The organism is Vibrio sp., from assembly GCF_038138445.1.
Lineage (GTDB): Bacteria > Pseudomonadota > Gammaproteobacteria > Enterobacterales > Vibrionaceae > Vibrio.
On the sequence record NZ_JAYQDQ010000033.1, the window covers coordinates 1 to 23465 of the forward strand.

The 23465-nt window shown below is 43.4% G+C and carries 20 protein-coding genes; 12 read left to right on the forward strand and 8 right to left on the reverse strand.

Features of this window, described 5'->3' with window-relative positions:
* Positions 1-72: 72 nt before the first annotated feature.
* The 4 genes from AAFM34_RS10540 to AAFM34_RS10555 all read right to left on the reverse strand — a co-directional run bounded on the left by AAFM34_RS10540 (position 73) and on the right by AAFM34_RS10555 (position 4126).
* Complete coding sequence (locus tag AAFM34_RS10540) at positions 73-1065, reverse strand: M48 family metallopeptidase (RefSeq protein WP_341662596.1); 993 nt, start codon at positions 1063-1065, stop codon at positions 73-75.
* Positions 1065-2237, reverse strand: a complete 1173-nt coding sequence (locus tag AAFM34_RS10545; protein WP_341662598.1) for a YjgN family protein — start codon at positions 2235-2237, stop codon at positions 1065-1067. Before AAFM34_RS10545 ends, AAFM34_RS10540 begins: the two co-directional genes overlap by 1 nt.
* Before the next feature lie 136 nt (positions 2238-2373).
* The gene (locus AAFM34_RS10550; protein WP_341662600.1) at positions 2374-3351 is read right to left on the reverse strand and encodes a D-2-hydroxyacid dehydrogenase; all 978 of its coding nucleotides are present in this window, start codon (positions 3349-3351) and stop codon (positions 2374-2376) included.
* 37 nt (positions 3352-3388) lie between these two features.
* Positions 3389-4126 (reverse strand): pseudouridine synthase, encoded by a 738-nt coding sequence (locus AAFM34_RS10555; RefSeq protein ID WP_341662602.1) that lies wholly within the window; start codon positions 4124-4126, stop codon positions 3389-3391.
* 178 nt (positions 4127-4304) lie between these two features.
* Here AAFM34_RS10555 and AAFM34_RS10560 point away from each other — a divergent pair, with 178 nt between their 5' ends.
* The gene (locus AAFM34_RS10560; RefSeq protein ID WP_341662604.1) at positions 4305-5576 is read left to right on the forward strand and encodes a divalent metal cation transporter; all 1272 of its coding nucleotides are present in this window, start codon (positions 4305-4307) and stop codon (positions 5574-5576) included.
* 311 nt (positions 5577-5887) lie between these two features.
* Complete coding sequence (locus AAFM34_RS10565) at positions 5888-7159, forward strand: divalent metal cation transporter (RefSeq protein ID WP_341662606.1); 1272 nt, start codon at positions 5888-5890, stop codon at positions 7157-7159.
* 88 nt (positions 7160-7247) lie between these two features.
* Here AAFM34_RS10565 and rapA read toward each other — a convergent pair whose 3' ends face one another.
* The gene (gene rapA / locus AAFM34_RS10570) at positions 7248-10157 is read right to left on the reverse strand and encodes an RNA polymerase-associated protein RapA (protein WP_341662608.1); all 2910 of its coding nucleotides are present in this window, start codon (positions 10155-10157) and stop codon (positions 7248-7250) included.
* Between the two features lie 472 nt (positions 10158-10629).
* Here rapA and AAFM34_RS10575 point away from each other — a divergent pair, with 472 nt between their 5' ends.
* From AAFM34_RS10575 to AAFM34_RS10595, 5 genes are all read left to right on the forward strand, one after another.
* Complete coding sequence (locus AAFM34_RS10575) at positions 10630-12006, forward strand: PhoH family protein (protein WP_341662610.1); 1377 nt, start codon at positions 10630-10632, stop codon at positions 12004-12006.
* A 101-nt stretch (positions 12007-12107) separates the two neighbouring features.
* Positions 12108-13112 carry an ornithine carbamoyltransferase gene (argF, locus tag AAFM34_RS10580; RefSeq protein WP_341662612.1) on the forward strand — a complete coding sequence of 335 codons (1005 nt, stop codon included), beginning with the start codon at positions 12108-12110 and terminating at the stop codon, positions 13110-13112.
* 247 nt (positions 13113-13359) lie between these two features.
* Positions 13360-14289 carry an aspartate carbamoyltransferase gene (gene pyrB / locus AAFM34_RS10585; protein ID WP_341662614.1) on the forward strand — a complete coding sequence of 310 codons (930 nt, stop codon included), beginning with the start codon at positions 13360-13362 and terminating at the stop codon, positions 14287-14289.
* Positions 14290-14303: 14 nt separating this feature from the next.
* Complete coding sequence (pyrI, locus tag AAFM34_RS10590) at positions 14304-14765, forward strand: aspartate carbamoyltransferase regulatory subunit (RefSeq protein WP_341662616.1); 462 nt, start codon at positions 14304-14306, stop codon at positions 14763-14765.
* 128 nt (positions 14766-14893) lie between these two features.
* Positions 14894-15283, forward strand: a complete 390-nt coding sequence (locus AAFM34_RS10595) for a RidA family protein (RefSeq protein ID WP_341662618.1) — start codon at positions 14894-14896, stop codon at positions 15281-15283.
* 37 nt (positions 15284-15320) lie between these two features.
* Here AAFM34_RS10595 and AAFM34_RS10600 read toward each other — a convergent pair whose 3' ends face one another.
* Complete coding sequence (locus tag AAFM34_RS10600; RefSeq protein WP_341662620.1) at positions 15321-15512, reverse strand: hypothetical protein; 192 nt, start codon at positions 15510-15512, stop codon at positions 15321-15323.
* Positions 15513-15612: 100 nt separating this feature from the next.
* Complete coding sequence (gene mdh / locus AAFM34_RS10605; RefSeq protein ID WP_152431308.1) at positions 15613-16545, reverse strand: malate dehydrogenase; 933 nt, start codon at positions 16543-16545, stop codon at positions 15613-15615.
* 329 nt (positions 16546-16874) lie between these two features.
* Between mdh and argR the strand changes: the two genes are divergently transcribed.
* The 5 genes from argR to AAFM34_RS10630 all read left to right on the forward strand — a co-directional run bounded on the left by argR (position 16875) and on the right by AAFM34_RS10630 (position 22533).
* Complete coding sequence (gene argR, locus AAFM34_RS10610) at positions 16875-17345, forward strand: transcriptional regulator ArgR (protein WP_341662623.1); 471 nt, start codon at positions 16875-16877, stop codon at positions 17343-17345.
* A 333-nt stretch (positions 17346-17678) separates the two neighbouring features.
* Positions 17679-18647, forward strand: a complete 969-nt coding sequence (locus AAFM34_RS10615) for a TAXI family TRAP transporter solute-binding subunit (RefSeq protein WP_341662625.1) — start codon at positions 17679-17681, stop codon at positions 18645-18647.
* Between the two features lie 229 nt (positions 18648-18876).
* Entirely contained in the window at positions 18877-21465 is a 2589-nt protein-coding gene (locus tag AAFM34_RS10620; protein WP_341662627.1) for a TRAP transporter permease, read from the forward strand.
* A gap of 92 nt (positions 21466-21557) precedes the next feature.
* Positions 21558-21995, forward strand: coding sequence for a universal stress protein (locus AAFM34_RS10625; RefSeq protein ID WP_341662629.1), 438 nt, complete (start codon positions 21558-21560; stop codon positions 21993-21995).
* A 145-nt stretch (positions 21996-22140) separates the two neighbouring features.
* Complete coding sequence (locus tag AAFM34_RS10630; protein WP_341662631.1) at positions 22141-22533, forward strand: DUF2061 domain-containing protein; 393 nt, start codon at positions 22141-22143, stop codon at positions 22531-22533.
* 6 nt (positions 22534-22539) lie between these two features.
* Here the strand turns inward: AAFM34_RS10630 and AAFM34_RS10635 are convergent, their stop codons facing one another.
* Positions 22540-23340 carry a hypothetical protein gene (locus AAFM34_RS10635; RefSeq protein WP_341662632.1) on the reverse strand — a complete coding sequence of 267 codons (801 nt, stop codon included), beginning with the start codon at positions 23338-23340 and terminating at the stop codon, positions 22540-22542.
* Positions 23341-23465: the final 125 nt, after the last annotated feature.

The window sequence follows — 23465 nt, forward strand, 5'->3', positions numbered from 1 at the left end:
AGCCGATACCCCAGAAAAAACAATGCCGCTCACCTTAAGTGAACGGCATTAGCCTCTAGGCTGCCTTTTTTATCACTCGCTTGCAGCTTGGATCCGCTGCTCAAAGTCAGGGTGAGTGCTCAGCCACTCTGGCACATCATGGTTATATTGCTCTTGAAGCCGTTCAAACATCTCAGCCAAAGGTTGGCTAGTGCCGTACAAGCTCAGCATCGCTTGTTTTGAGAAAGCATCAGCTTCAAGTTCAGCTTCTCTAGAGTGACCATTAGATAGGAAAAACACTCCTAAACCTGCCAAGTTATCAACCACTCCTGAACTTTCACCAGTTAACAAAGCCACGCCGACCGATAAAAGACTTGAATGAACGAGTTTCTTTAGCATATGGCGATGATAGATGTGACCAATCTCATGCAAAATAATACTGTCGAGCTGCTGCTGGTCCCCAGCAAGTTCCACCATATCATCAAGTAAGACTATTTTCCCGCCCGGCAGAGCAAACGCATTTGCGCCTATGTCTGATGCTCGAAATTCCAATTTAATCGGATATGGCAGCGGTTCTAGCTGGGTAAGATGCTGAGAGACTCGCTTTTGAATCTGTTGTTGCTCTTCAGCGCTTAATTTGCTCTCTTGCCAGCTGTTATCTAGGCTTTGTAAAATTTTATCCCCCAGCAACACGGCAATATGCGAAGGGACGGCCTTGGCAACTTTATCGCTTGTCCATGGCAAAATATAGAAGTAAAGGCTTAATACAACCCCAACACAAACAAAAGCGGATAATAACCAAGCCAACCAGTTGGCTTCTATCTTATCGACCAAACTGCTGCGTTTGTTGGATGCTAACCATTGGTTAACACTCACCGTTCTCTCAACAATAAACACCCAACCGTTGGGAAAGGTAAATTTTACCGGAAGCTTACCAAGTGGCGCGCTAATATCTGCGTATTGTAGATCGCAGCTAATAATATCCCCATCGACTCGCAAACTTAACTGGTTTGCTTGAGAGACATCGAGCTGAGCGATATAGCGCTGTGAGCTACGCGGCGCAAATGCCGTCCCCTCAAATAGCATTAGCCAATGCCCATCCCGACATCAAATGCTTGAGCCATTTCATCAGAAATAGCCGATTTTACATTGGCTGATTGATCGCTGGCTTTCAACAAGCTCATGTCGCCAAACACTGCGGTATTATCTGCAATATAGCGCGTAGTTCTTACCATAACCCATGGCCTTGCGATACCTAGAGTGAAGACCTGCAGTAAGAAGTTAGAAATAACCAGCCAAGTATAGCCTCGCGCAGTCATACTAGAATTGAACTGATAATGCTCACCTTCGCTTTGCTGTGCTTTAGCCGCTAGCTTGGAGAAAATATAATTACGAACCCGCGTGGTTGTATAAGCGGTTAACGCAATCGTTAGGACGATAAATCCAAAGTAACTAATAAAAAACACGCCATAGGATGAATCGCTCATTAAAGAGGAAAAATCACCCGCTTGAATCGCCTCAAAGTCTACACCTGACAATAAGGTTGAAAACACACCAATCGTCAACACTATGGTCACACCAATAGCAAATGCTAAGGCTTTTAAATAGGTTTTGATAAAGAAACGGGTTTCTATCTCGGCGCTAAACTTCCATTCACCAAACTGGAAACCATTTGAGAAATACTTATGCAAACCAGACACAACCCAAGCGTAGATGACAGCAAGCAAGACCAATGAGCCAAAGCCGAGTAATGCAGCAAAGAAAACCGAAGTTTGGGCAACAAAAATCACAGCCGCGAAATAAAGGCTAGCCGCCACAAATGCACCAAAGCCACGACCTAATATTACTTTATACGCCTCTTTAAGTGACGAATTGAAAGAAAAGTGAACATTGCGGTAGCTTGTCATAGCGGCGTCAAAACGGGCGTTACTCCATAACAGCCACGGAAGGGCGAGATAAAACAGTATGAGCAGCACTATGCTGGCATCAGGTGAAAAGGAGTTGGCGATACCCCAAACAAATAATGCCACTAAAGCAACAAGACGGCCTTTTAAAATTTGCATGGGTTGAGCGTGATACTCAAAGCTGTCCCCAGCTAGATGAGTATTACCATAAAAATAACGTTTGGTTCTCACTTTAGCCCAAGCAGAATAAACGCCCAATGTAATGATTGAGAGCAAGATATTTACAATCCAAATACCGAAAAACTCCCCACCCTTGCCCTTAAACTCGACAGGGTTAGTGATGTGCTGATCCATAGTTTCAATGTCCAAAAACTGTTGACGAAAAGATTATCCGCACAATTTCTTACATTTTTACTATTGAGTCCATTGATTAATAACATACAAGATCAAGCTCTTGATATGCATCACAAATGACTTTTACTAACAGCCACTACACGATTCGGTTCTGCTGCCTGCCCTGTGCAAAAGCGGTGATGTTACCAATCAATATCTTGGCAATTTTAGGGAAAGAAGATTCGCTGCCCCAAGCCACATGGGGCGTGAGAAGTAAGTTTGGCAAAGTCATATTGGCAATCAAAGGGTTTGAAGTATCAGGCGGCTCTTTGGTAAACACATCCACGCCTGCGCCAGCGATGTCACCTTGTTTGAGCGCATCGACTAAAGCAAACTCATCAACCAAGCCTCCCCTTCCAGTATTGATCAATATGGCGCTGCACTTCATTGCCATCAGTTCTTCACGGCCAATAATGTTGCGAGTCTGCTCATTTAACGGACAATGTAGAGTCAAAACATCCGATATTTCAATTACCTGCTCAAAGGGTAAATAACCAGCTCGACACTCCTTTTGGCCTTTACGCTCGGCAAACACAATATTCATGCCCAGCGCCTTGGCGATCTTAGCGGTTGCTTGGCCAATTTCTCCGGCGCCAATCACCCCAAGTGTGCTGCCGACAACATCACTAATGGGGTGAGTGAAAAAACAAAAATTATCCGTACGCTGCCACTCTCCCGCCACAATATCATTATGGTAGCCTTTTAAATTGCGCTTTAGTGCAAACATCATGGCAATCACATGTTCTGGTACGGAAGGGGTTGAATATCCTTGAACATTGGTTACCGCGATGCCTTGCTCCTTACAAAAGCTCACATCAATATTATTAAAGCCAGTGGCGGCGACCACAATCAGTTTTAAGTCAGGCAGTTGGCTTAAACTCTCTCTATCTAGCACAACCTTATTGGTGATCGCAATCGTGGCGCCTTGAAGACGCTCAACCACTTGGTCTTTGGTCGTCTTTGGGTAATCCGTCCACTGGTGATTAAATGAAAGCGCTGGAAACGTCATGTTCGTTGGAAGTGTCGCACGATCCAAAAATACAATCTTGGGTGCAGGGCCAACAGACTCTATCATAAGATCACTCTTCAAAAATTTTCAGACATAAAACACGCTAAGGGCGTGGCAAGGTTTTATAATCAGGCAAGGTATCGACAGGCTCAAAAATGCTTTTAATAACAGGGCTGGCCTGCGGGTAAAAATCACAAGCGGTGAAAATACAGCGCAGTTTATTATCCTTAGGATGATAAAAACTTAACTCTGCTGCATGTAATCCCAAACGTTCAAAGTTTTCAAAGGCTTCGCCTTGAGCGTAAAATTCATCGCCCACAATAGGATAACCTAATGCTTGCATGTGAACACGTAATTGATGTGAGCGCCCAGTAATAGGCAACAAACGCACAATCGTGGTGCCTTTTTCACGCTTAACCACTTCAAACTCAGTTTGTGAGGCTTTACCCTGCTCAAAACACACTTTTTGTCTTGGTCTATTTGGCCAGTCACAGATAAGAGGTAAGTCTATCAAGCCTTGTTGCTGTTCTAACTCTCCCCAGACTCGTGCGTAATACACCTTGTGAGTAAGGCGAAATTGGAATTGCTTTTTAAGTGCCGATTCCGCTGCTTTATTCTTAGCAAACAGCATAATACCAGATGTACACATATCCAACCGATGAACTGGCTGACAATCAGGATGACTCTCTATTAAGCGGCTCCACATGCTATCAGAATGCGCTTTGTCACGCCCAGGCACAGACAATAGCCCAGAAGGCTTATGCACTATGATGATATCTTGGTCTTCAAATACACTATGTATCCAAGGCTTGGTCGGCGGACAATAGTGTTGCATCGCCATAAATACCCTCATTTAAATAACAAATAAAACACCATAACAAAGCATCTATGTGATGAATTGAACATATTAAAGTGTTATTTTATTTTTTCAATGTAAACAAGTTTTAACCCACCTACAAAATGTGATATTCGTACGCCCCAATATATAGGCAATACAAGTTTTTTACCCTAGGAATTTTATGGATACTATCTCCACATCTGAGAATCACAGCAAATTCTCAATGTCGCAACTGACCCGCTCACTGGGACCTGGTATTATGATGGCGACTGCAGCAGTCGGTGGCTCTCACCTAGTCGCATCAACGAAAGCTGGCGCCATCTATGGCTGGCAACTTGTTGGTTTAGTTTTGCTGGTAAACCTGTTAAAATACCCTTTTTTTCGTGCCAGTGTTCAGTATACCGCTGGAACAGGTGAAAGCTTAGTTGAAGGTTATGCAAAATTAGGCCATGCCTATCTATGGCTATTTGCCATTTTGAATACCATCTGTGGCGTGGTCACAACAGCAGCATTACTTTTGTTTAGCACCAGTCTATTAGGCTATTTCATGCCCATCGAGCTACCTGCTTCTACATTATCCTCTGCTATAGTGGCTTTCTGTTTATGTATTTTAATCGCGGGTCACTACAAGGCCCTAAACACTGTTTCTAAAGCCATAATGGCAGTACTTATTGTCTCAACTGTAACGGCAGTAATCATTGCGGCAAACAATCCAATAGAAGCTCCCCCATCATTTGAATCACCCTCTCCATGGTCAATCGCAGGAATTGGCTTTATCATAGTTATGATGGGGTGGATGCCAGCACCAATGGAAATATCAAGCATGACCTCTATGTGGTTAAAAAGCCAACAGGATCAGAGCAAAGTCACAGCTCAATCGGCTCTATTTGATTTTAATATCGGCTATATAGGTACCGCGATGCTGGCGATTGTCTTTCTCGCCCTTGGAGCTTTAGTTCTGCATGGAAGTGATATAGAGTTTTCAAAATCAGGATTAGGTTTTTCTCATCAATTAGTCAGCTTATATACTGCAACCATTGGTGAGTGGTCGCGCTATCTTATCGCAACCATTGCTTTTCTTTGCATCTTTGGCAGCACAATTACTGTGATTGATGGCTACAGTCGCGCAATTTCTGAGTCGCAGCGCCTATTGCAAGACCAAAACAAAATAAATGATAAAGTGACGCACATATGGATGATCTCTATTTCATTAGCGGCACTCTCAATTATTATTTTTTGGGCGTCAAGTCTAATGACCATGTTAGACTTTGCTATGGTTATCGCATTTATAACCACACCATTTTTTGCCCTGCTTAACTTTATTCTTGTATCAAAATCGGATTTACCCAAATCTTTGGCTTTAAGTAAACCGATGAAGTGGCTATCGATAATAGGGCTTGTCTATTTATTTAGCTTTTTAGCTGCCTTCTTCTGGTGGAAATGGTTACTGTAGATTAGTAAGAACATAAGGCAAGTAATGAGTAGGCGCTAGCAGCGCAGCATCTAAATACAATTATGCCGCACTTAGCCATCTTAAACCCAGTTCAAGATGGCTTTTTGTTTAAAACACCTGTTGTACGTTCTCAGAAAAACGTCATATTAGTAATAATAACAACAGCATATTTCAGCTGCATGTGTGATAAAACTTACATATTAAAATCTTATTTGGTTTTTTCCATGTAAATGAGTTTTAACACACCAGTGGAATATGATATTCGTACGGCAATTTATTGAAGTAACACAAGGTTTTACCCTAGGTTTTATATGGATACTATTTCCACATCAGACAGTCAAAGCAAATTATCTTTGCTGCAACTGGCGCGCTCAACAGGTCCAGGTATTATGATGGCAACCGCCGCGGTGGGTGGCTCTCATCTGGTCGCATCTACCCAAGCTGGCGCCACCTATGGCTGGCAAATCGCGATAGTCATCCTTCTAATAAATCTTCTAAAATACCCCTTTTTTCGCGCCAGCATCCAATATACCGCTGCAACTGGTGAAAGTTTAGTCGAAGGCTACGCCAAGCTTGGACAAGCATTTCTTTGGTTATTTTTAAGCGTATGCACTATCTCTGGTATAGTAAATGTGTCTGCCTTCTTGCTATTTAGTGCCAATCTACTCGGCCATCTTTTACCTTTTGACTTATCATTGAAAAGCTTATCCATGCTCATAGTGGCCATGTGCTTACTTGCGCTGTTTTCTCGGCGCTATGGTGTGCTTAATAGTATTTCAAAAGCCATTATGCTAGTTCTAATAATGACGCTAATCGCCGCGCTCGCTTTAGCCGCATCTCAAACTTTAGAGAGCCCTGTTCCTATACAAGAAACAACACCTTGGTCTACCGCAGCGATAGGTTTTATTATCGCCGCCATGGTATGGATGCCTGCCCCAATAGAAGTATCCAGCATGACGTCAATATGGCTAAAAGAACAACAATCTAAATATAAGGTAAGTGCTAAGTCAGTATTGTTTGATTTTAATGCACACTATATAGCTACTGTGCTGTTAGCGCTGGCTTTTCTGGCGCTTGGCGTTCTGGTGTTTTATGGCAGCGGATTGGAGTTTTCCCAATCCGGCGTTGAGTTTTCTAATCAATTAATTGATGGTTATACATCCAAAGTTGGGCAATCGACCTACTATCTTATCGCAGCGGTGGCCTTTTGTTGCATCTTTGGTAGCACAATTACAGCTATAGATGGCCATGCGCGCGCGATTGCTGAAGCTCAGCGTTTATTGCAAGAGCGCGAAGAAATCAGCCACAAGGCGTCAGTGATATGGATGATCTTGATTGCATTTGCGGCGCTGGCTCTAATTTTATTCTGGCTTTCTTCGGTTTTATCGGCTCTTTATGTCAGCTTAACTCTAGCCTTTATTACCACCCCCTTCTTTGCCCTACTGAACTTTATTCTTGTCTCCAACACCAAATTACCCAAACCACTTGCACTTACTAAACCAATGAAATGGCTTTCTATCTTAGGGCTTATCTATTTGTTTGGCTTTTTGGCGGTCTTCTTCTGGTGGAACTGGTTGATATAAGCGGATCAAATAAAAAAGGCCTGACTGCGATTAAGCATCGACATCAGGCCTTTTCTTATTTTACTTGTCTTTTTTACACAAAGAACGCTTAGTTGTGAGAGACGACAATTAAGCGCAATGAATCAAGCTGATATTGAGCTTTAGCAATGTAGCTATCTAATTGGCTTATCTGCTGCTCAATTGCACTTAATTCCTCATCACGGATATTTGGGTTGACCGCTTTGAGTGCCTGTAAGCGCTCCAGCTCTGTATTTAGACTGGCTTTCATATCACGCTGCGCCTGCTCGCGCACAGCAGCGACTTTATCCATGATAAGCTCTTCGCCCGCTGTGATCATTTGATGCACTTGTGGCTGAACCGATGAAACTAATTTGGTCGCCATATGGCGCCCCACAGGGCTAAGCTGGCGGTTAAAGCTTTCAAACTCAACCTGCTCAGACAAATCGCTGCCTTTACCGTCTAACATAAGGCGAATTGGGGTGGCAGGCAAAAATCGGCTAATACCGCTGCGCTTTGGCGCTTGTGCATCCACTTTGTAAACCAGCTCAAGCAGCATGGTACCAACCGGCAATGCCTTGTTCTTAAGCAAAGATACCGCAGCTGTGCCTACCCCTTCGCTCATCAGAAGATCAATCCCTCCTTGAATCATTGGGTGTTCCCAACTGATAAAGTTCATATCTTCGCGAGACAAAGCCGTATTACGATCAAAAGTGATGGTCGCGCCTTCATAAGGCAGCCCTAGATAACTTGGCACCATCATATGCTCAGATGGCGTGACCACTATGGCGTTCTCGCCTTTATCATCCTGATTCAGACCGATAGTATCAAACAGGCTTAAAGCAAAGGTGACCAAATTGGTATCGCCATCAGTGGCCGCGATACTTTCAACGATTTCCTGCGCCTTCTCACCGCCATTTGAGTGCATTTCAAGCAAGCGATCTCGGCCTTGTTCAAGCTGTGCCTTCAGAGTTTGATTCATGGCTGCCGATTGGGCAATCACGTCATCGAGCTCTGTGGTATCGCCTGTAGCCAACATTTCAATTAAACGGCCAGAGAACTCATCATATACAGCTCGCCCTGTTGGGCAGGTATCAGCAAACGCATTCAAACCTTCGTTAAACCAACGAGCTAAAATAGCCTGTGAGGTTTGCTCTAAATAGGGAACATGGATATCAATGTCTCGATTTTGACCAATACGGTCAAGGCGGCCAATGCGCTGCTCTAAAAGATCAGGGTTGAATGGCAAATCGAACATTACCAGTTGATTTGCAAACTGGAAGTTACGCCCCTCAGAGCCAATTTCACTGCAAATCAGCACCTGAGCGCCACCTTCTTCCTGTGCAAAATAAGCCGCCGCTTTATCTCGCTCTAGAATAGACATACCCTCATGAAAAACCGTGGCCCGAATACCTTCACGCTCGCGCAGTGCTTGCTCTAATTGCAATGCGGTTGTAGAGCGCGACGCTATGACCAAGATTTTTTCACTGCGCTTTTGCTTAATTTTTTCGATCAGCCAATTCACACGTGAGTCAAACTGCCACCAGCTGGCTTCATCACCCTCAAATTCTTGAAAAATTTCCTCTGGGTAGAGGTTTTTTAACGCGCGAGCTTCTTGGCTAATCTTGCCACCGATTAAACCAGAAACACGCATCGACGTGGCGTACTGAGAAGGGATCGGCATAGGTAACATATGAAGATTACGAACCGGAAAGCCTTTAATCGCCGCGCGAGTATTACGAAATAAAATACGCCCCGTACCGTGACGGTCCATCAGATTATCAATCAATTCCTGACGAGCTTTGGCTTTTTCCGCTTCCTGAGAATCATTTTCTATAATGCGAAATAAGGGTTCAACATCTTGCTCTGTCAGTAGCTCAGTGATTTGGTTTTTGGCACCGTTAGATAAAGACTCACCAGAAAACAAGGCGCTGACTGAATCTGCAACCGGCGCATATTGCTCTTCTTCTTCAACAAAGGCTTGGTAGTCATAAAAGCGATCAGAATCGAGCAAACGCAGACGAGCAAAATGGCTTTCTCGGCCAAGTTGTTCTGGTGTTGCGGTTAGCAGCAACACGCCTGGGGTGTTTTCAGCCAAGCCTTCAATGATTTGGTATTCCCGACTCGGTTTTTCCGGACTCCACTCAAGGTGGTGCGCTTCATCCACCACCAATAAATCCCATTCCCCTTCCAAAGCCTGCTCAAAACGTTTGCGGCTTTTACGCAGAAAATCCAAAGAACACAAGACGTATTGCTGGGTATCAAACGGATTGTCGGCATCGGCAAACGCTTCTATACAGCGCTCTTCATCAAAAATAGAAAAGTGCAGATTAAAGCGGCGCATCATTTCCACTAACCATTGATGCTGCAAGGTTTCTGGAACCACAATCAGAATGCGCTCAGCACGACCGGCCAACACTTGCTGGTGAATGATCATACCAGCTTCAATGGTTTTACCTAGACCGACTTCATCAGCGAGGAGTACACGCGGGGCGTGTCGGCGGCCAACTTCATGAGCAATGTAAAGTTGATGCGGAATCAAACCTGCTCGCATACCACACAAACCACGCATCGGACTCTTATGTTGCTGGTACTGATTCACTAGCGCTCGATAGCGCAGTACAAAATTGTCCATACGATCGATTTGGCCCGCGAACAATTTATCTTGCGGTTTATTAAATCGAATTTGGTTGCTAAGCATAATTTCACGTAAAGTGACGTCATGCTCGTCAGTATCTTCACGGGTTCCTATGTAGGTAAAGAGGCCCTGCTCTTCCACAACCTGCTCAACTTTAAGTGACCATCCTTCCTGACTATCTACAAGATCACCCGTGTTAAAAGTGACACGAGTAACAGGCGCATCGTTACGAGAGTAAACTCGGTTTTCTTCGGACGCTGCAAACATAAGTGTCACAGTACGATTGTCCAATGCAACTACAGTTCCTAAACCTAAATCGCTTTCCGTATCGCTTATCCAGCGCTGGCCCAAAGCAAATGTCATGAATCGACTACCTCACCTGTTGAATTCAAAAATGGGTCTAATTATCTTAGTTATTCTTGCGCAACATGACAGCCTGATGGCAGGAGAATCATATAATCAGAAAGTACGCAAAAACGGTCGCTAATATTACTGCAAGCTGTGATGTTGGTCACGTACAAACACCTCAAAAAACAACAATTTTTTCTCCATCTTTTGCATGACATCAAACTGTAAGAAAAGAGTGGCAGTTCTGGAAGGGAGAGCCGCAGATCTCACTTATACTCATAGTTGGGAGTGCAAATTTTGGCGTCAATTTTCCGACTGGCACAAGAGATGCATTACTGACATGACGATCAACACGGGTTTGTAGCATAACAGCTAACCGACAGCGATCCACAAGCGACTTAGCGTCATGCTACAAGCCAACGCAAGTAAGCCAATACACAAGCGATTGTGATTGGCAAATCAGCCGTATCTCGGCAAGGAGACGCTTATGGGTGACACGGATCGGAAACTTTTTGTCCTAGACACCAACATCCTTCTTCACGAACCTTTAGCTATTTATTCCTTTCAAGAGCACGATGTAGTCATACCTATGACAGTCCTCGAAGAACTAGATCGAATCAAAGACAGCAAGCGCGACGTTGCTCGCGATGCTCGGGTAGCGATTCGAGCTATGGAAGCCATGTTCAAAGACGCAACCCCTGATGAAATTTCAGAGGGTATTCCAATCAATCGAGATAAAGAACATACAGGACATATCTCAATTCTTGCCGATTTCGAGTTACAAGAAACGGTAAAAGCCTTTGCTGACAAGGCAGGCGACAACCGCATTCTCAATGCTGTTTTGTACCTACAGAACAAACGTGCGCCGCGCGAAGTGATTCTCATCACGAAAGACATCAACATGCGCTTGCGTGCCAAAGGCGCTGGTGTACGTTTTGTTGAGGATTATCGAACCGATCAACTGATTGATGATGTTCAATACCTCACCAAGGGGTTCCAACAAATCGAAGGTGAATTCTGGAGTAATGTTGACCAAGTCGAAAGCAAAACCTACGCAGGCAATACTTATCACACCCTTGATCGTGAACCTTTTGAGCCTACTTATATCAATCAATATGTCATCGACGAAGGCAGCGACTTTGCAGGGCGAGTCGAAGATATCAAACCCGACAAGATCACCTTAAAAGATCTTAGTCGAGAGCGAATGATGAATCGCCGTGCTTGGGACATCACACCGAAAAATGTTTATCAAGGTATGGCGCTAGATGCCCTTTTAGATCCTGAAATTGATCTTGTCATTATGACTGGAGCTGCTGGTAGTGGTAAAACCTTGCTCGCAATGGCTTCCGCTCTCGAGCAAACTATAGAAAAAGGTATGTTTGATAAAATCATTGTCACTCGAAATACACCAGATATTGGCGAGTCGATTGGTTTCCTACCTGGCACAGAAGAAGAGAAAATGTTGCCTTGGCTCGCCGCCGTGACCGATACTCTCGAAGCCTTGCATAAACATGATCACTGTACTGAAGGCTCTTTAAAATACATCTGTGATAAAGCTAACATTCAGTTTAAATCGATCAACTTTATGCGCGGGCGATCCATCCAAAACGCTTTCGTGCTGCTTGATGAGTGTCAGAACCTAACGGCCTCGCAAATAAAAACCATCATTACCCGTTGCGGGGAAGGTACGAAAATTGTCTGTTCGGGTAACTTAGCGCAAATCGATTCTCACTACTTAACCCCTGTCACTTCAGGACTGACCTATATGGTTGAGCGCTTTAAGAACTTTGAAGGCAGCGCCAATGTTCACCTAAATGGTGTGGTTCGAAGTCGCTTGGCCGAGTTTGCAGAAGAAAATTTATAACCCTTATCGCGGGATATTTACCATATCCCGCAAATAATTATTCACAAATAAAACATATTTAGTTATAAATAACCCTAACAACACAAGACTCTGGGGTTATCATGGCTTTCAACTTACGCAACAGGAATTTTCTTAAACTACTCGACTTCTCACCTAAAGAGATTCAATTCTTAATCGACTTGGCTGCGGACCTAAAAAAAGCTAAGTATTCAGGTACTGAACAGAAAAAGCTGTGCGGAAAAAATATCGCTTTGATCTTTGAAAAAGCATCAACTCGAACCCGCTGCGCATTTGAAGTCGCCGCTTTTGATCAAGGCGCACAAGTGTCTTACATTGGCCCATCAGGTTCTCAAATTGGTCACAAAGAGTCGATGAAAGATACCGCAAGAGTACTAGGACGAATGTATGATGGCATTGAGTATCGTGGATTTGAACAAAGCATTGTTGAAGAATTAGGACAATACGCTGGCGTCCCTGTATGGAATGGTTTGACTAATGAATTCCATCCAACCCAAATTCTCGCCGACTTGTTGACCATGATAGAACATAGCAACGGAAAACAGCTGCATGAAATTACCTTTGCGTATCTGGGTGATGCACGTAATAACATGGGCAATTCTTTACTTGTCGGCGCAGCAAAAATGGGCATGAATATTAGACTCGTTGCGCCTAAAGCTTATTGGCCAGAGCATGCACTGGTGGAAACCTGCCAGCATATCGCTAAGCAAACGGGTGCAATTATCACGCTGACAGAAAGTGTTGATGAAGGCGTCAAAGGTTGTGATTTTCTCTATACCGATGTTTGGGTGTCTATGGGAGAAGCCCCTGACGCTTGGGATACCAGAGTTGCACAAATGAAACCTTATCAAGTCAATATGGCAACAATAGAGAAAACAGGCAATCCCGATGTGAAATTTATGCATTGCTTACCGGCTTTTCATAACGACGAAACCAAGATAGGTAAAGAGGTGGCAGACAAATATGGCATGAGTGGGCTCGAAGTCACTGAAGACGTGTTTGAGTCTCAGTATTCAATCGTCTTTGATGAGGCTGAAAATCGCATGCACACCATCAAGGCTGTGATGGTCGCCACACTAGGCGCTTAGTTTCTACAAAGTTTACACCATCAAGATTCGACGTAAACGCTTGCCTTGGTCAATCTTCAGCGTATAATGCTGGGCAATTTGTCTGGAGGTAGTGACCAAATGCCACGTAAAGGTGCTCAACAAAGAGATTTGCACAGGGTAAGCCCCAATGCTTACTGGCTTGGTTTTTTTACTATTTCCGCCGATTTTTAAAGCCTCCTTTATAGGGGGCTTTTTTATTGCCTAACATACAGATGGGACGATGATTATGACCAATACGCTTTACAACAAGCACATTATCTCAATTCCAGAACTGTCTCGAGACGAGCTGGAACTGATTGTCAAAACCGCAGGTCAACTCAAAGCAGAGCCAAATCCAACACTGATTAAAGATAAGGTGGTCGCAAGCTGTTTTTTTGAGCCATCAACACGAACTCGCCTCTCTTTTGAAACGGCAATTCAACGTATAGGCGGCAGTGTAATAGGCTTCGATAATGGCGGGAATACCTCCTTAGCCAAAAAGGGCGAAACACTATCGGACTCGGTGCAAGTCATTTCGTCTTATGTGGATGCCTTTGTCATGCGCCATCCACAAGAGGGGGCGGCTCGTTTGGCTTCAGAGTTTTCCAATCGCGTGCCCGTAATTAACGCAGGCGACGGCGCAAACCAGCACCCAACTCAAACCTTACTGGATTTATTCTCGATAGCAGAAACCCAAGGCAAGCTAGACAACCTTAATGTAGCCTTTGTGGGTGATCTTAAATACGGTCGCACTGTTCACTCTCTCACTCAAGCTTTAGCAAAATTCAACCATATTCGATTCTACTTCATTGCGCCTGAAGCTTTAGCAATGCCAGATTATATCTGCGAAGAACTAGACGAAGCTGGGATTCAGTACAGCATGCATACTGATATGGAAAGCGTGATCCCTGAGCTGGATATTTTATATATGACTCGAGTGCAAAAAGAGCGTTTTGATGAATCAGAATACGCGCATATCAAATCTGCATATATTCTTACGGCTGCATTACTTGAAGGAGCGCGGAGCAACCTTAAAGTCCTACATCCACTGCCACGGGTTGATGAAATTACAGTGGATGTCGATAAGACGCCTCACGCTTACTATTTCGAACAAGCGGAAAATGGCGTTTATGCTCGTGAAGCATTGCTCGCTCTTGTCCTTAACCAACAACTGTAATAGGGAGAACTATCATGGCCAAAGAAACTCAATTGCAGGTTGAAGCAATTAAAAATGGTACGGTAATTGACCATATTCCAGCTCAAATAGGAATTAAGGTGCTCAAGCTCTTCTCTATGCATAAGTCAGAGCAACGCGTCACCATAGGGCTTAACTTACCTTCATCAGCGCTTGGTCACAAAGACCTACTTAAGATAGAAAACGTTTTTATCAGCGAAGAACAAGCCAGTAAACTGGCATTGTATGCTCCGCACGCGACAGTGAACCAAATTGAAAACTATGAGGTCGTTAAGAAATTAGCGCTCGATTTGCCTGAGCAAATAAACAATGTCTTCGAATGCCCAAACAGTAACTGCATTACTCATAATGAACCTGTAGAAAGCAGCTTTAAGGTTTTTGAAAAGAAACAAGACATTCGTCTTAAATGTAAGTATTGCGAGAAGGTCTTTTCTCGAGAGATAGTCACTGAACGATAATTGGATGGCTTTGTCATCATCTCACATCCCTGCTTGTTTTTGCGGGGATTTTTCTTTACCCCATTTCAGTTTCGCGGCAGACTAAGTTTTTCTGATAACAAAGCACTCCTCACAGGTGGAATACAATAATGACTAAAGTACTGCATACAGATTCAGCTCCTGCTGCAATAGGCCCATATGTCCAAGGTGTTGATTTAGGTAACATGGTTCTTACTTCTGGCCAAATCCCAGTAAACCCTGAGACTGGCGACGTCTCATCAAATATCGCTGAGCAAGCGCTGCAATCATTAAACAATGTAAAAGCGGTAGTACAAGCATCTGGATTGGCCGTTTCAGACATTGTAAAAATGACGGTATTTGTTAAAGATCTTAATGATTTTGGGACGGTAAACGAGGTGTATGGGAAGTTCTTCGACGACCATGGTGTAGCTAACTACCCAGCACGTTCATGTGTGGAAGTGGCTCGCTTACCAAAAGATGTAGGTATCGAAATTGAAGCTATTGCCGTGCGCAAATAGTTAGATCGGTGGAAAGCGAGCTGACTAGCTCGCTTTTTTAATAATACTTATCACAGCCTATATGAAGCTGTGGATCATCCATTAACTCGCTGATCTCTGCGGAGAATTGGTGACGCGACGCCCTTTCTTCTAAAAGTACCGTATTGTTTTGCACATCAATCGCTAGGATCTTACCGACACCTTGCTCAAACCCTACCAGCATGCCTTTTTCAATTTCGCTTATGTCCATTTTTTCACTCCTTATTGACTGAGACTTATACATTTCAATCAGTAAAAAGGATCAAAAAAAGCCGACAAATTGTCGACTTTTAGACTGGAACTGGTTTTTCTTACTGGGCAAAATCAACGCCAATTTTAATATCGCCGTTTAGTGTATCAAGCATTCCATCAAGCGCGTCTTTTTCGAATGCACTAAGCTCACCATAGCTCAATACTTCTTCTACACCGTTTTTACCTAGTTTTACAGGTTGAGCAAAGAATGGAGCATGCTCACCATTACCTTCAACGTAAGCATAATCAATCACTTCTTCACCCTGAAGGGCTTTAACAAGAGAAAGACCAAATCGACATGCTGCCTGCCCCATAGAAAGAGTCGCTGAGCCGCCACCGGCCTTAGCTTCAACAACTTCTGTACCCGCATTCTGAATACGTTTTGTTAATGCTGCGACTTCATCAGAGCTAAATTCAACGCCTTTCACCTGTGAAAGGAGAGGTAAAATAGTAACACCTGAATGTCCACCAATGACAGGAACTTGGATATCTGCCGGAGATTTACCTTTAAGCTCAGCAACAAATGTTTCAGAGCGAATAACATCAAGTGTTGTCACCCCAAACAAACGACGCTTGTCATAAACGCCAGCTTTTTTCAAAACTTCCGCAGCAATTGGCACAGTAGTGTTAACCGGGTTAGTAATAATACCAACCATAGCTTTAGGACAAACTTTGGCAATTTTTTCAGCAAGTGATTTAACAATGCCTGCATTGACATTAAACAGGTCAGCGCGATCCATTCCTGGTTTACGAGCCACACCAGCAGAAATCAACACAATATCCGCACTTTCAAGTGCTGGAGTTGGGTCTTCACCTGCATACCCTTTAATGGATACAGGTGTTGGGATATGGCTTAAATCCGCTGCAACGCCTGGCGTCACAGGAGCAATATCATACAGAGCAAGGTCGGAACCAGCAGGTAGGTGATTTTTCAGTAAAAGGGCTAAGGCTTGACCGATGCCACCAGCGGCACCAATTACGGCTACTTTCATCGTAGTTCTCCTTGAGATGGTATCTCTTTTTATTTCTTGAGATGCTTTAAATCAACGCCGTCCAAAACTATAGCAATCACATACTGATTACAATCAATTAACGCCAGCTTTGCGACCTTGCGCAACACACCAGTACCCCGATAGCACAAGCGTTTGCACCTAATTAATCAAGTTAAAATCCTGCTCCATTATATCGAGTCATACTGACTGTAAACTATTCAAGTTTACAGTGACAGCTCAAGCAGAATTGAGTCTCATCATTGGCACAAAGTGAATATCTATGCGAGAATATGCATTCAATCTTAATAATAACTATGACTGGAAAAAACATGCGCCACTCAGAAAAACAAGATAATCTCGTTCGAGCCTTTAAAGCCCTACTAAAGGAAGAACGTTTTGGTTCACAAGGAGATATAGTTGAAGCACTCAAAAATGAAGGCTTTGAAAATATTAATCAGTCCAAAGTCTCTCGTATGTTAACCAAGTTTGGAGCAGTACGTACGCGCAATGCGAAAATGGAAATGGTTTATTGCTTGCCAGCGGAGCTCGGAGTACCAACCGTATCTAGCTCTCTACGTGAACTGGTTTTAGATATAGATCACAATGCAGCATTGGTGGTTATTCATACCGGACCAGGTGCTGCTCAATTAATTGCTCGCCTTCTTGATTCTCTAGGTAAATCTGAAGGTATCTTGGGTGTCGTCGCTGGAGATGACACAATTTTTATCACTCCAACACTTAATATCACGACAGAGCAACTATTTCGGTCAGTCTGCGAGTTATTTGAATACACGGGATGAAGCTAGGTATAGCTCAATGTTATGAGTCACAAAGCCATATCACTGACGTGACTCGAATCACATCTTTCAAAAATCCTACAGCGCCATCATAATCACAATAAATATTTGATTTTTATGGATAAAAAATAAAAAACAAAACCAAAAACACAAGGTGATAAAAATATAAACACATCATAAATTTTAACAATTGTGTAATTGTGGACAAATTATTTGGTATTATTCAGCCACTTTTTCAACATACGGATTGAAAAAGATGCCGTTTTCGTGACTCGAAAACTTCCGCGGTAAGTCATACTGCCGTAGGACAAGTAATGTATAAAGGAAGGGAAATTCATGGCATTAAGCAAGTTGATTAAAGTTGGTGTGATTGCAGCAACAGTAATCGGAACTGGTACAGTTAGCGCTCAAGAGTTTATTACTATCGGGACAGGCTCTGTTACAGGGGTTTACTATCCAACAGGCGGTGCAATTTGTAAACTGGTTAACAAAGGGCGCAAAGAACACAATATTCGTTGTTCTGTCGAGTCTACTGGTGGTTCAATCTACAATGTAAACACCATCAGAGCTGGTGAACTTGACTTTGGTATTGTGCAGTCTGACTGGCAGTATCATGGATACAACGGAACAAGTAAGTTCTCTGAACAGGGTCCCTACAAGAAACTGCGCGCAGTGTTCTCTTTACACACAGAACCTTTTAACATCATTGCACGTTCAGACTCCAAAATTGAAAACATTTCAGACCTTGAAGGTAAGCGCGTCAACATAGGCAACCCAGGTTCTGGTGACAGAGCAACTATGGGTGTGGTAATGGATGCTATGGGCTGGACAAAAGAGAGCTTTAAACTTGCATCTGAACTAAAAGGTTCTGAGCGCTCACAAGCGCTTTGTGACAACAAGATCGATGCATTTGTCTACGTGGTTGGTCATCCAAACGGATCAATCAAAGAAGCAACAACATCTTGTGATGCTAAACTCATCTCTGTAACAGGTTCAAAGATTGATAAAATCGTTGCCGATAACCCGTACTACGCATTCAGTACCGTTCCTGCAGGCATGTATCGTGGAACCGATAAAGATGTAAACAGCTTCGGTGTTGCTGCGACTATGGTGACAACTTCAGATGTATCTGATGATGTTGCATACAATGTTGCAAAGTCGGTATTTGAAAACTTCGATACATTCAAGCGCTTGCATCCTGCTTTTGCAAACCTGAAAAAAGAGCAAATGGTCAAAGCTGGCCTATCAATCCCTCTTCATCCAGGTGCTGAAAAATACTACAAAGAAGTTGGCTTATTGAAGTAACGACTTTACTTAGCTAAGAGGCTAGCGAGGCTTTGACCACGAGTTCATTCGTACTTATAGCTCACCTCATTAAAGAGGAGCTTCATAACTTTGAGGCTCCTCTTTATTCATATCTATCACTGCATGGCAATGAGCATGTGTGGTGTTGTTTAACACGTTTACTAAACAATACCGATTAAAACTCTAATAATCATAAAAAGACAGGCCATATATAATAAGGATTTAGTACATGTCGAAGACCACTTCTCCGACTCAAGATGTGCAAGAAATGGTGGCTCAAGCCGACACTGGAGCCCGTTCTCCTGATGGAATTTCGGCGCGCATCCTGTGGTTTACCCCTTTGTGTTGGTCATTATTCCAACTTTGGTATGCATCTCCCCTTCCCTTCATTTTCAACTTTGGCGTACTAAATGATACTGAAGCGCGCTCCATACATTTGATGTTCGCTATATTTTTAGCTTTTACGGCATACCCAGCACTAAAGAGTTCACCACGTAATAAAATTCCACTTACCGACTGGATTTTAGCTTTAGCTAGCAGTTTTTCTGCTGGATATATTTACATTTTTTATACTGAACTGGCCGGCCGTTCAGGCGCTCCAACCACAACGGATGTTGTTGTGGCTGTGATCGGAATGATTCTACTGCTTGAAGCAACTCGCCGAGCTCTGGGCCCGCCACTAATGGTTGTAGCAGCCGTGTTTTTGTTGTACACCTTTGGTGGACCTTATATGCCCGATGTCATCGCACACAAAGGAGCAAGCCTTAATAAAGCTATGTCACACCTTTGGTTAACGACAGAAGGTGTGTTCGGTGTAGCTCTGGGGGTTTCTTCATCCTTCGTCTTTCTATTTGTACTATTCGGCGCCATGTTAGAGCGCGCGGGGGCAGGCGCTTATTTCATCAAGGTTGCTTTCTCCTTGCTTGGACACATGCGCGGGGGGCCTGCTAAAGCCGCCGTCGTTGCATCGGGTTTATCAGGTATCGTCTCTGGCTCTTCTATTGCCAATGTGGTGACAACAGGCACATTCACCATCCCTCTCATGAAAAGAGTTGGGTTTCCTGGCACAAAAGCAGGCGCAGTTGAAGTCGCAGCCTCAACTAACGGCCAGCTTACTCCGCCCATTATGGGTGCAGCTGCTTTTCTTATGGTGGAGTATGTTGGTATTTCCTACGTTGAGGTGATCAAGGCAGCTATCCTACCAGCTTTAATATCCTATATTGCTTTGATCTATATTGTTCACCTAGAAGCATGCAAAGCAGGTATGCAAGGATTACCGCGTCGACACACTCCAACTATTGTGCAAAGCTTACTCTCTTTCACTGGTACCATCTTAGGTCTATGTATAATAAGTGCAGCCGTATACTACGGTGTGGGCTGGACTAAGGATGTCTTTGGCGCTGCTGCAACCCCTATTGTGGTATCGGCTTTAGTGATCGCTTATATTACGCTGATTAGTGTTTCAGCAAGAAACGCTAATGAGGGAACGCTCGATGTCAATGCCGAACTTACCGAAGTTCCTGATCCTTCGCCAACCATCAAGTCTGGACTGCATTATCTATTGCCTATTGTAGTTTTGGTGTGGTGTCTTACCGTAGAGCGCTTCTCTCCCGGTCTATCAGCATTTTGGGCAACCGTATTTATGATTTTCATCATCATTACTCAGCGCCCTCTGATTTCCTTCATATCCAAACAAGGTAATATTGTCGAAGAGGCAACCGCTGGGTTTGTTGATCTACTTGAAAGTTTGGTGTCTGGCGCTCGTAATATGATTGGCATCAGTGTTGCTACTGCCGCTGCGGGGACCGTCGTTGGAGCTGTCACGCTAACCGGAATTGGCTTGGTGATGACAGACTTTGTCGAATTTATTTCAGGTGGCAATATAATTTTGATGCTGTTGTTTACTGCAGTAATTAGCTTAATCCTTGGAATGGGACTCCCCACAACAGCCAACTACATCGTAGTATCAACGCTTATGGCTCCTGTTATTGTCACATTAGGAGCACAAAGCGGGTTAATCATCCCGCTGATTGCAGTACACCTATTTGTGTTTTATTTCGGTATATTGGCTGACGATACCCCACCGGTTGGACTGGCTGCATTCGCCGCTGCTGCCATCGCCAAGTCAGATCCAATTAGGACAGGTATTCAGGGATTCACTTATGATATCCGTACCGCAATATTGCCTTTCATGTTCATTTTCAATACCCAATTGCTCTTAATTGGTATTGACACATGGTGGCATTTACTACTGACCGTACTATCATCTATTGCCGCCATGTTGATCTTCTCAGCCGCAACGCAAGGGTGGTGGTTTACCAAAAATAAATGGTGGGAAACTCTACTATTACTCTTACTCACTTTTACTTTCTTCCGTCCGGGTTATTGGTGGGATCAGATATACCCATCCAAAGAGCTCCATCCTGGCTCTGACATCCAACAAATTGCTGAGAGTTTACCCGTTGGACAAGATATCGAACTTATGGTTGCTGGCGAAAATATTGAGGGCGATTTCATTAGTAAGACGGTGCGCTTACCTTTTGATGAAAACGCGAAATCCGCCGCTGACCGCATCAGCTCTATGGGGCTGGTTTTAAAACAGGTCGATGATAAAGTATTTGTGGATATGGTCGAATTTGGCAGTCCAGCAGAAACGGCAGGAATTGACTTTGATTGGGAAGTAAGCTCTGTAATCACTGCAGCTGATCGACCAATGAAAGAATGGGTGTTTGTCCCAGCTCTGATACTCCTTATTGGTTTAGGGCTAAACCAAAAACGGCGAGTACGGAATGATGAAATTATTCAGCAAACAAGTTAATCGTACTTAACATAATAGCAATAAGTGAAGCTACACTTATTACCGAGCCAAGCAAACTAACTGCTGGCTCGGTTTACATGAGAGAGTACCCAATGTATAAACATGTTCTTGTTCCAGTCGATTTAAACGACGGTGGCTTTTCTGATAAAGCGCTTGAAGCAGCAATTTGGCATGCTGAACATTCCCAGGCAAAGCTCCACCTACTTAATGTCCTACCTGGGATACATATGTCTATGGTAGCAACTTATTTTCCCAAAGATGCCGCTGCAAAAATGAAACAAGATGTTGAAAAACAACTTGAGTCATTTGCTCAAAAACATATACCTCAAAGCATTTCATACCAAACATACGTCGTTGAAGGTAAGCCATATACGTCTATTTTAGATTGTGCTAAAAAGATCAATGCCGATCTTATCGTGATGCCTAGTCACAAACGCTCAAAATTAGATAAAGTGATGCTGGGCTCTGTCGCCAGCAAAGTGGTAGAAAACTCACCCATCAATGTTTTAGTCATTAAACCTCAAGGTTAAATTCATTAAAGACTTGTATCGAAAGGCGTACCATGTACGCCTAGTCAATAGTTAAAAACTATTGAATATATAGTTTCAATCAAATTTAACTAATGATAATAATTATCAATAATGATCCTATCGAAGCCTATGACTGGATCATCTCATGAAAAAGACATTAACTTTTGCCTCAATTCACTTCGCCATTGCGTTCAGCGTCGCTTACATTCTTACTGGTGATATTCTAATCGGCAGTCTAATTGCGATGATAGAGCCTATGGTCAATACGGTTGCCTTTTACTTCCACGAGCGTCTTTGGCAAAGCGTTACATATTTGAAAAAACATAATGATGCCACCGGTGTAAAGACCACCAGCTTTGCAGTTGTTCACTTTAGTGTTGCATTCGGTGTTGCATACTTACTATCCGGCAGTTGGTTGGTCGGTGGACTGATGGCCGCTATCGAACCGAGTATTAACACTCTTGCTTACTATTTCCACGAACGAATTTGGCAGCGTAGACAAACTCCAGTAAGCATCAAGCAAGCCACGCAAGGGTAATTCAAATTAGATAGGGAAATGCGTCACGCAAAGATCTTTACTTAATCCGATTGAAAACTTTTGCGTCTGGCCATCCAATTCCACCTCAAGGGAATAAAGATCATTTGGATCTGGATGACAGACGTCAAAGTATATCGGGCCGTCGACTTGAAAAAGAGCACTAACATGGTTGTTTCGCATATCAATTGGCAGTTGATAAGTCATCCCATTGAATTTAACCAAAGCAGAAATTAAGCCTGGCGAGTAGGTTTTGTAGTGTAAGTCGACCATAAACTCACATCCCCCACCATGGTGCCAAATTTGCTCTGTGGCCACATGTTCAAGGCGCACATAGCGAATAAACTGCAAGTATGGCTCTTTCCAAACCCCTACTCTTGAATCAAACTTTGGGCTCATATCCTCACCAAGATGACAGATGTCGAGTTTATCTTCTTCGAATAATAAATCATCGTCTTCTTCAATCAATAGGATCTCAAATCGGTTGCGCCCCAGTTGGAGGTGAGGTCGAATATCTTTTTTATACTCAGGCTGTGAACCATAACAATCAAATAAAGCAATACCATTGAGTCGAACCTCTGCATGACGGTCTATACCACCGAGTACCAGATCAACAGTTGGATAAGCAAGCATAGCCTCATCAACCTCGATATCATGCATCAAATGCCACTCCTGCTGCGCAATTTTACTTTCAGAAAGTGAATCTGGAAGCTTGTCACTCAGGGGGGCTGGCAAAGAGATATCCTCTAGAGGAATAGAGAGATCTGTCAGTGGTGAGAGCTGCCAAAGACCGGCAAGTGATAATTGCATAAAGCACTAAAACTGATTAGCAAAAAGTTGCCAAAAATCATACAGGATTTAGGGCTTAAGAGATACTTAACACCTCATAATCAGGCTAAAGAAAAACCAGCCTCTAGGCTGGTTTCGACATAATA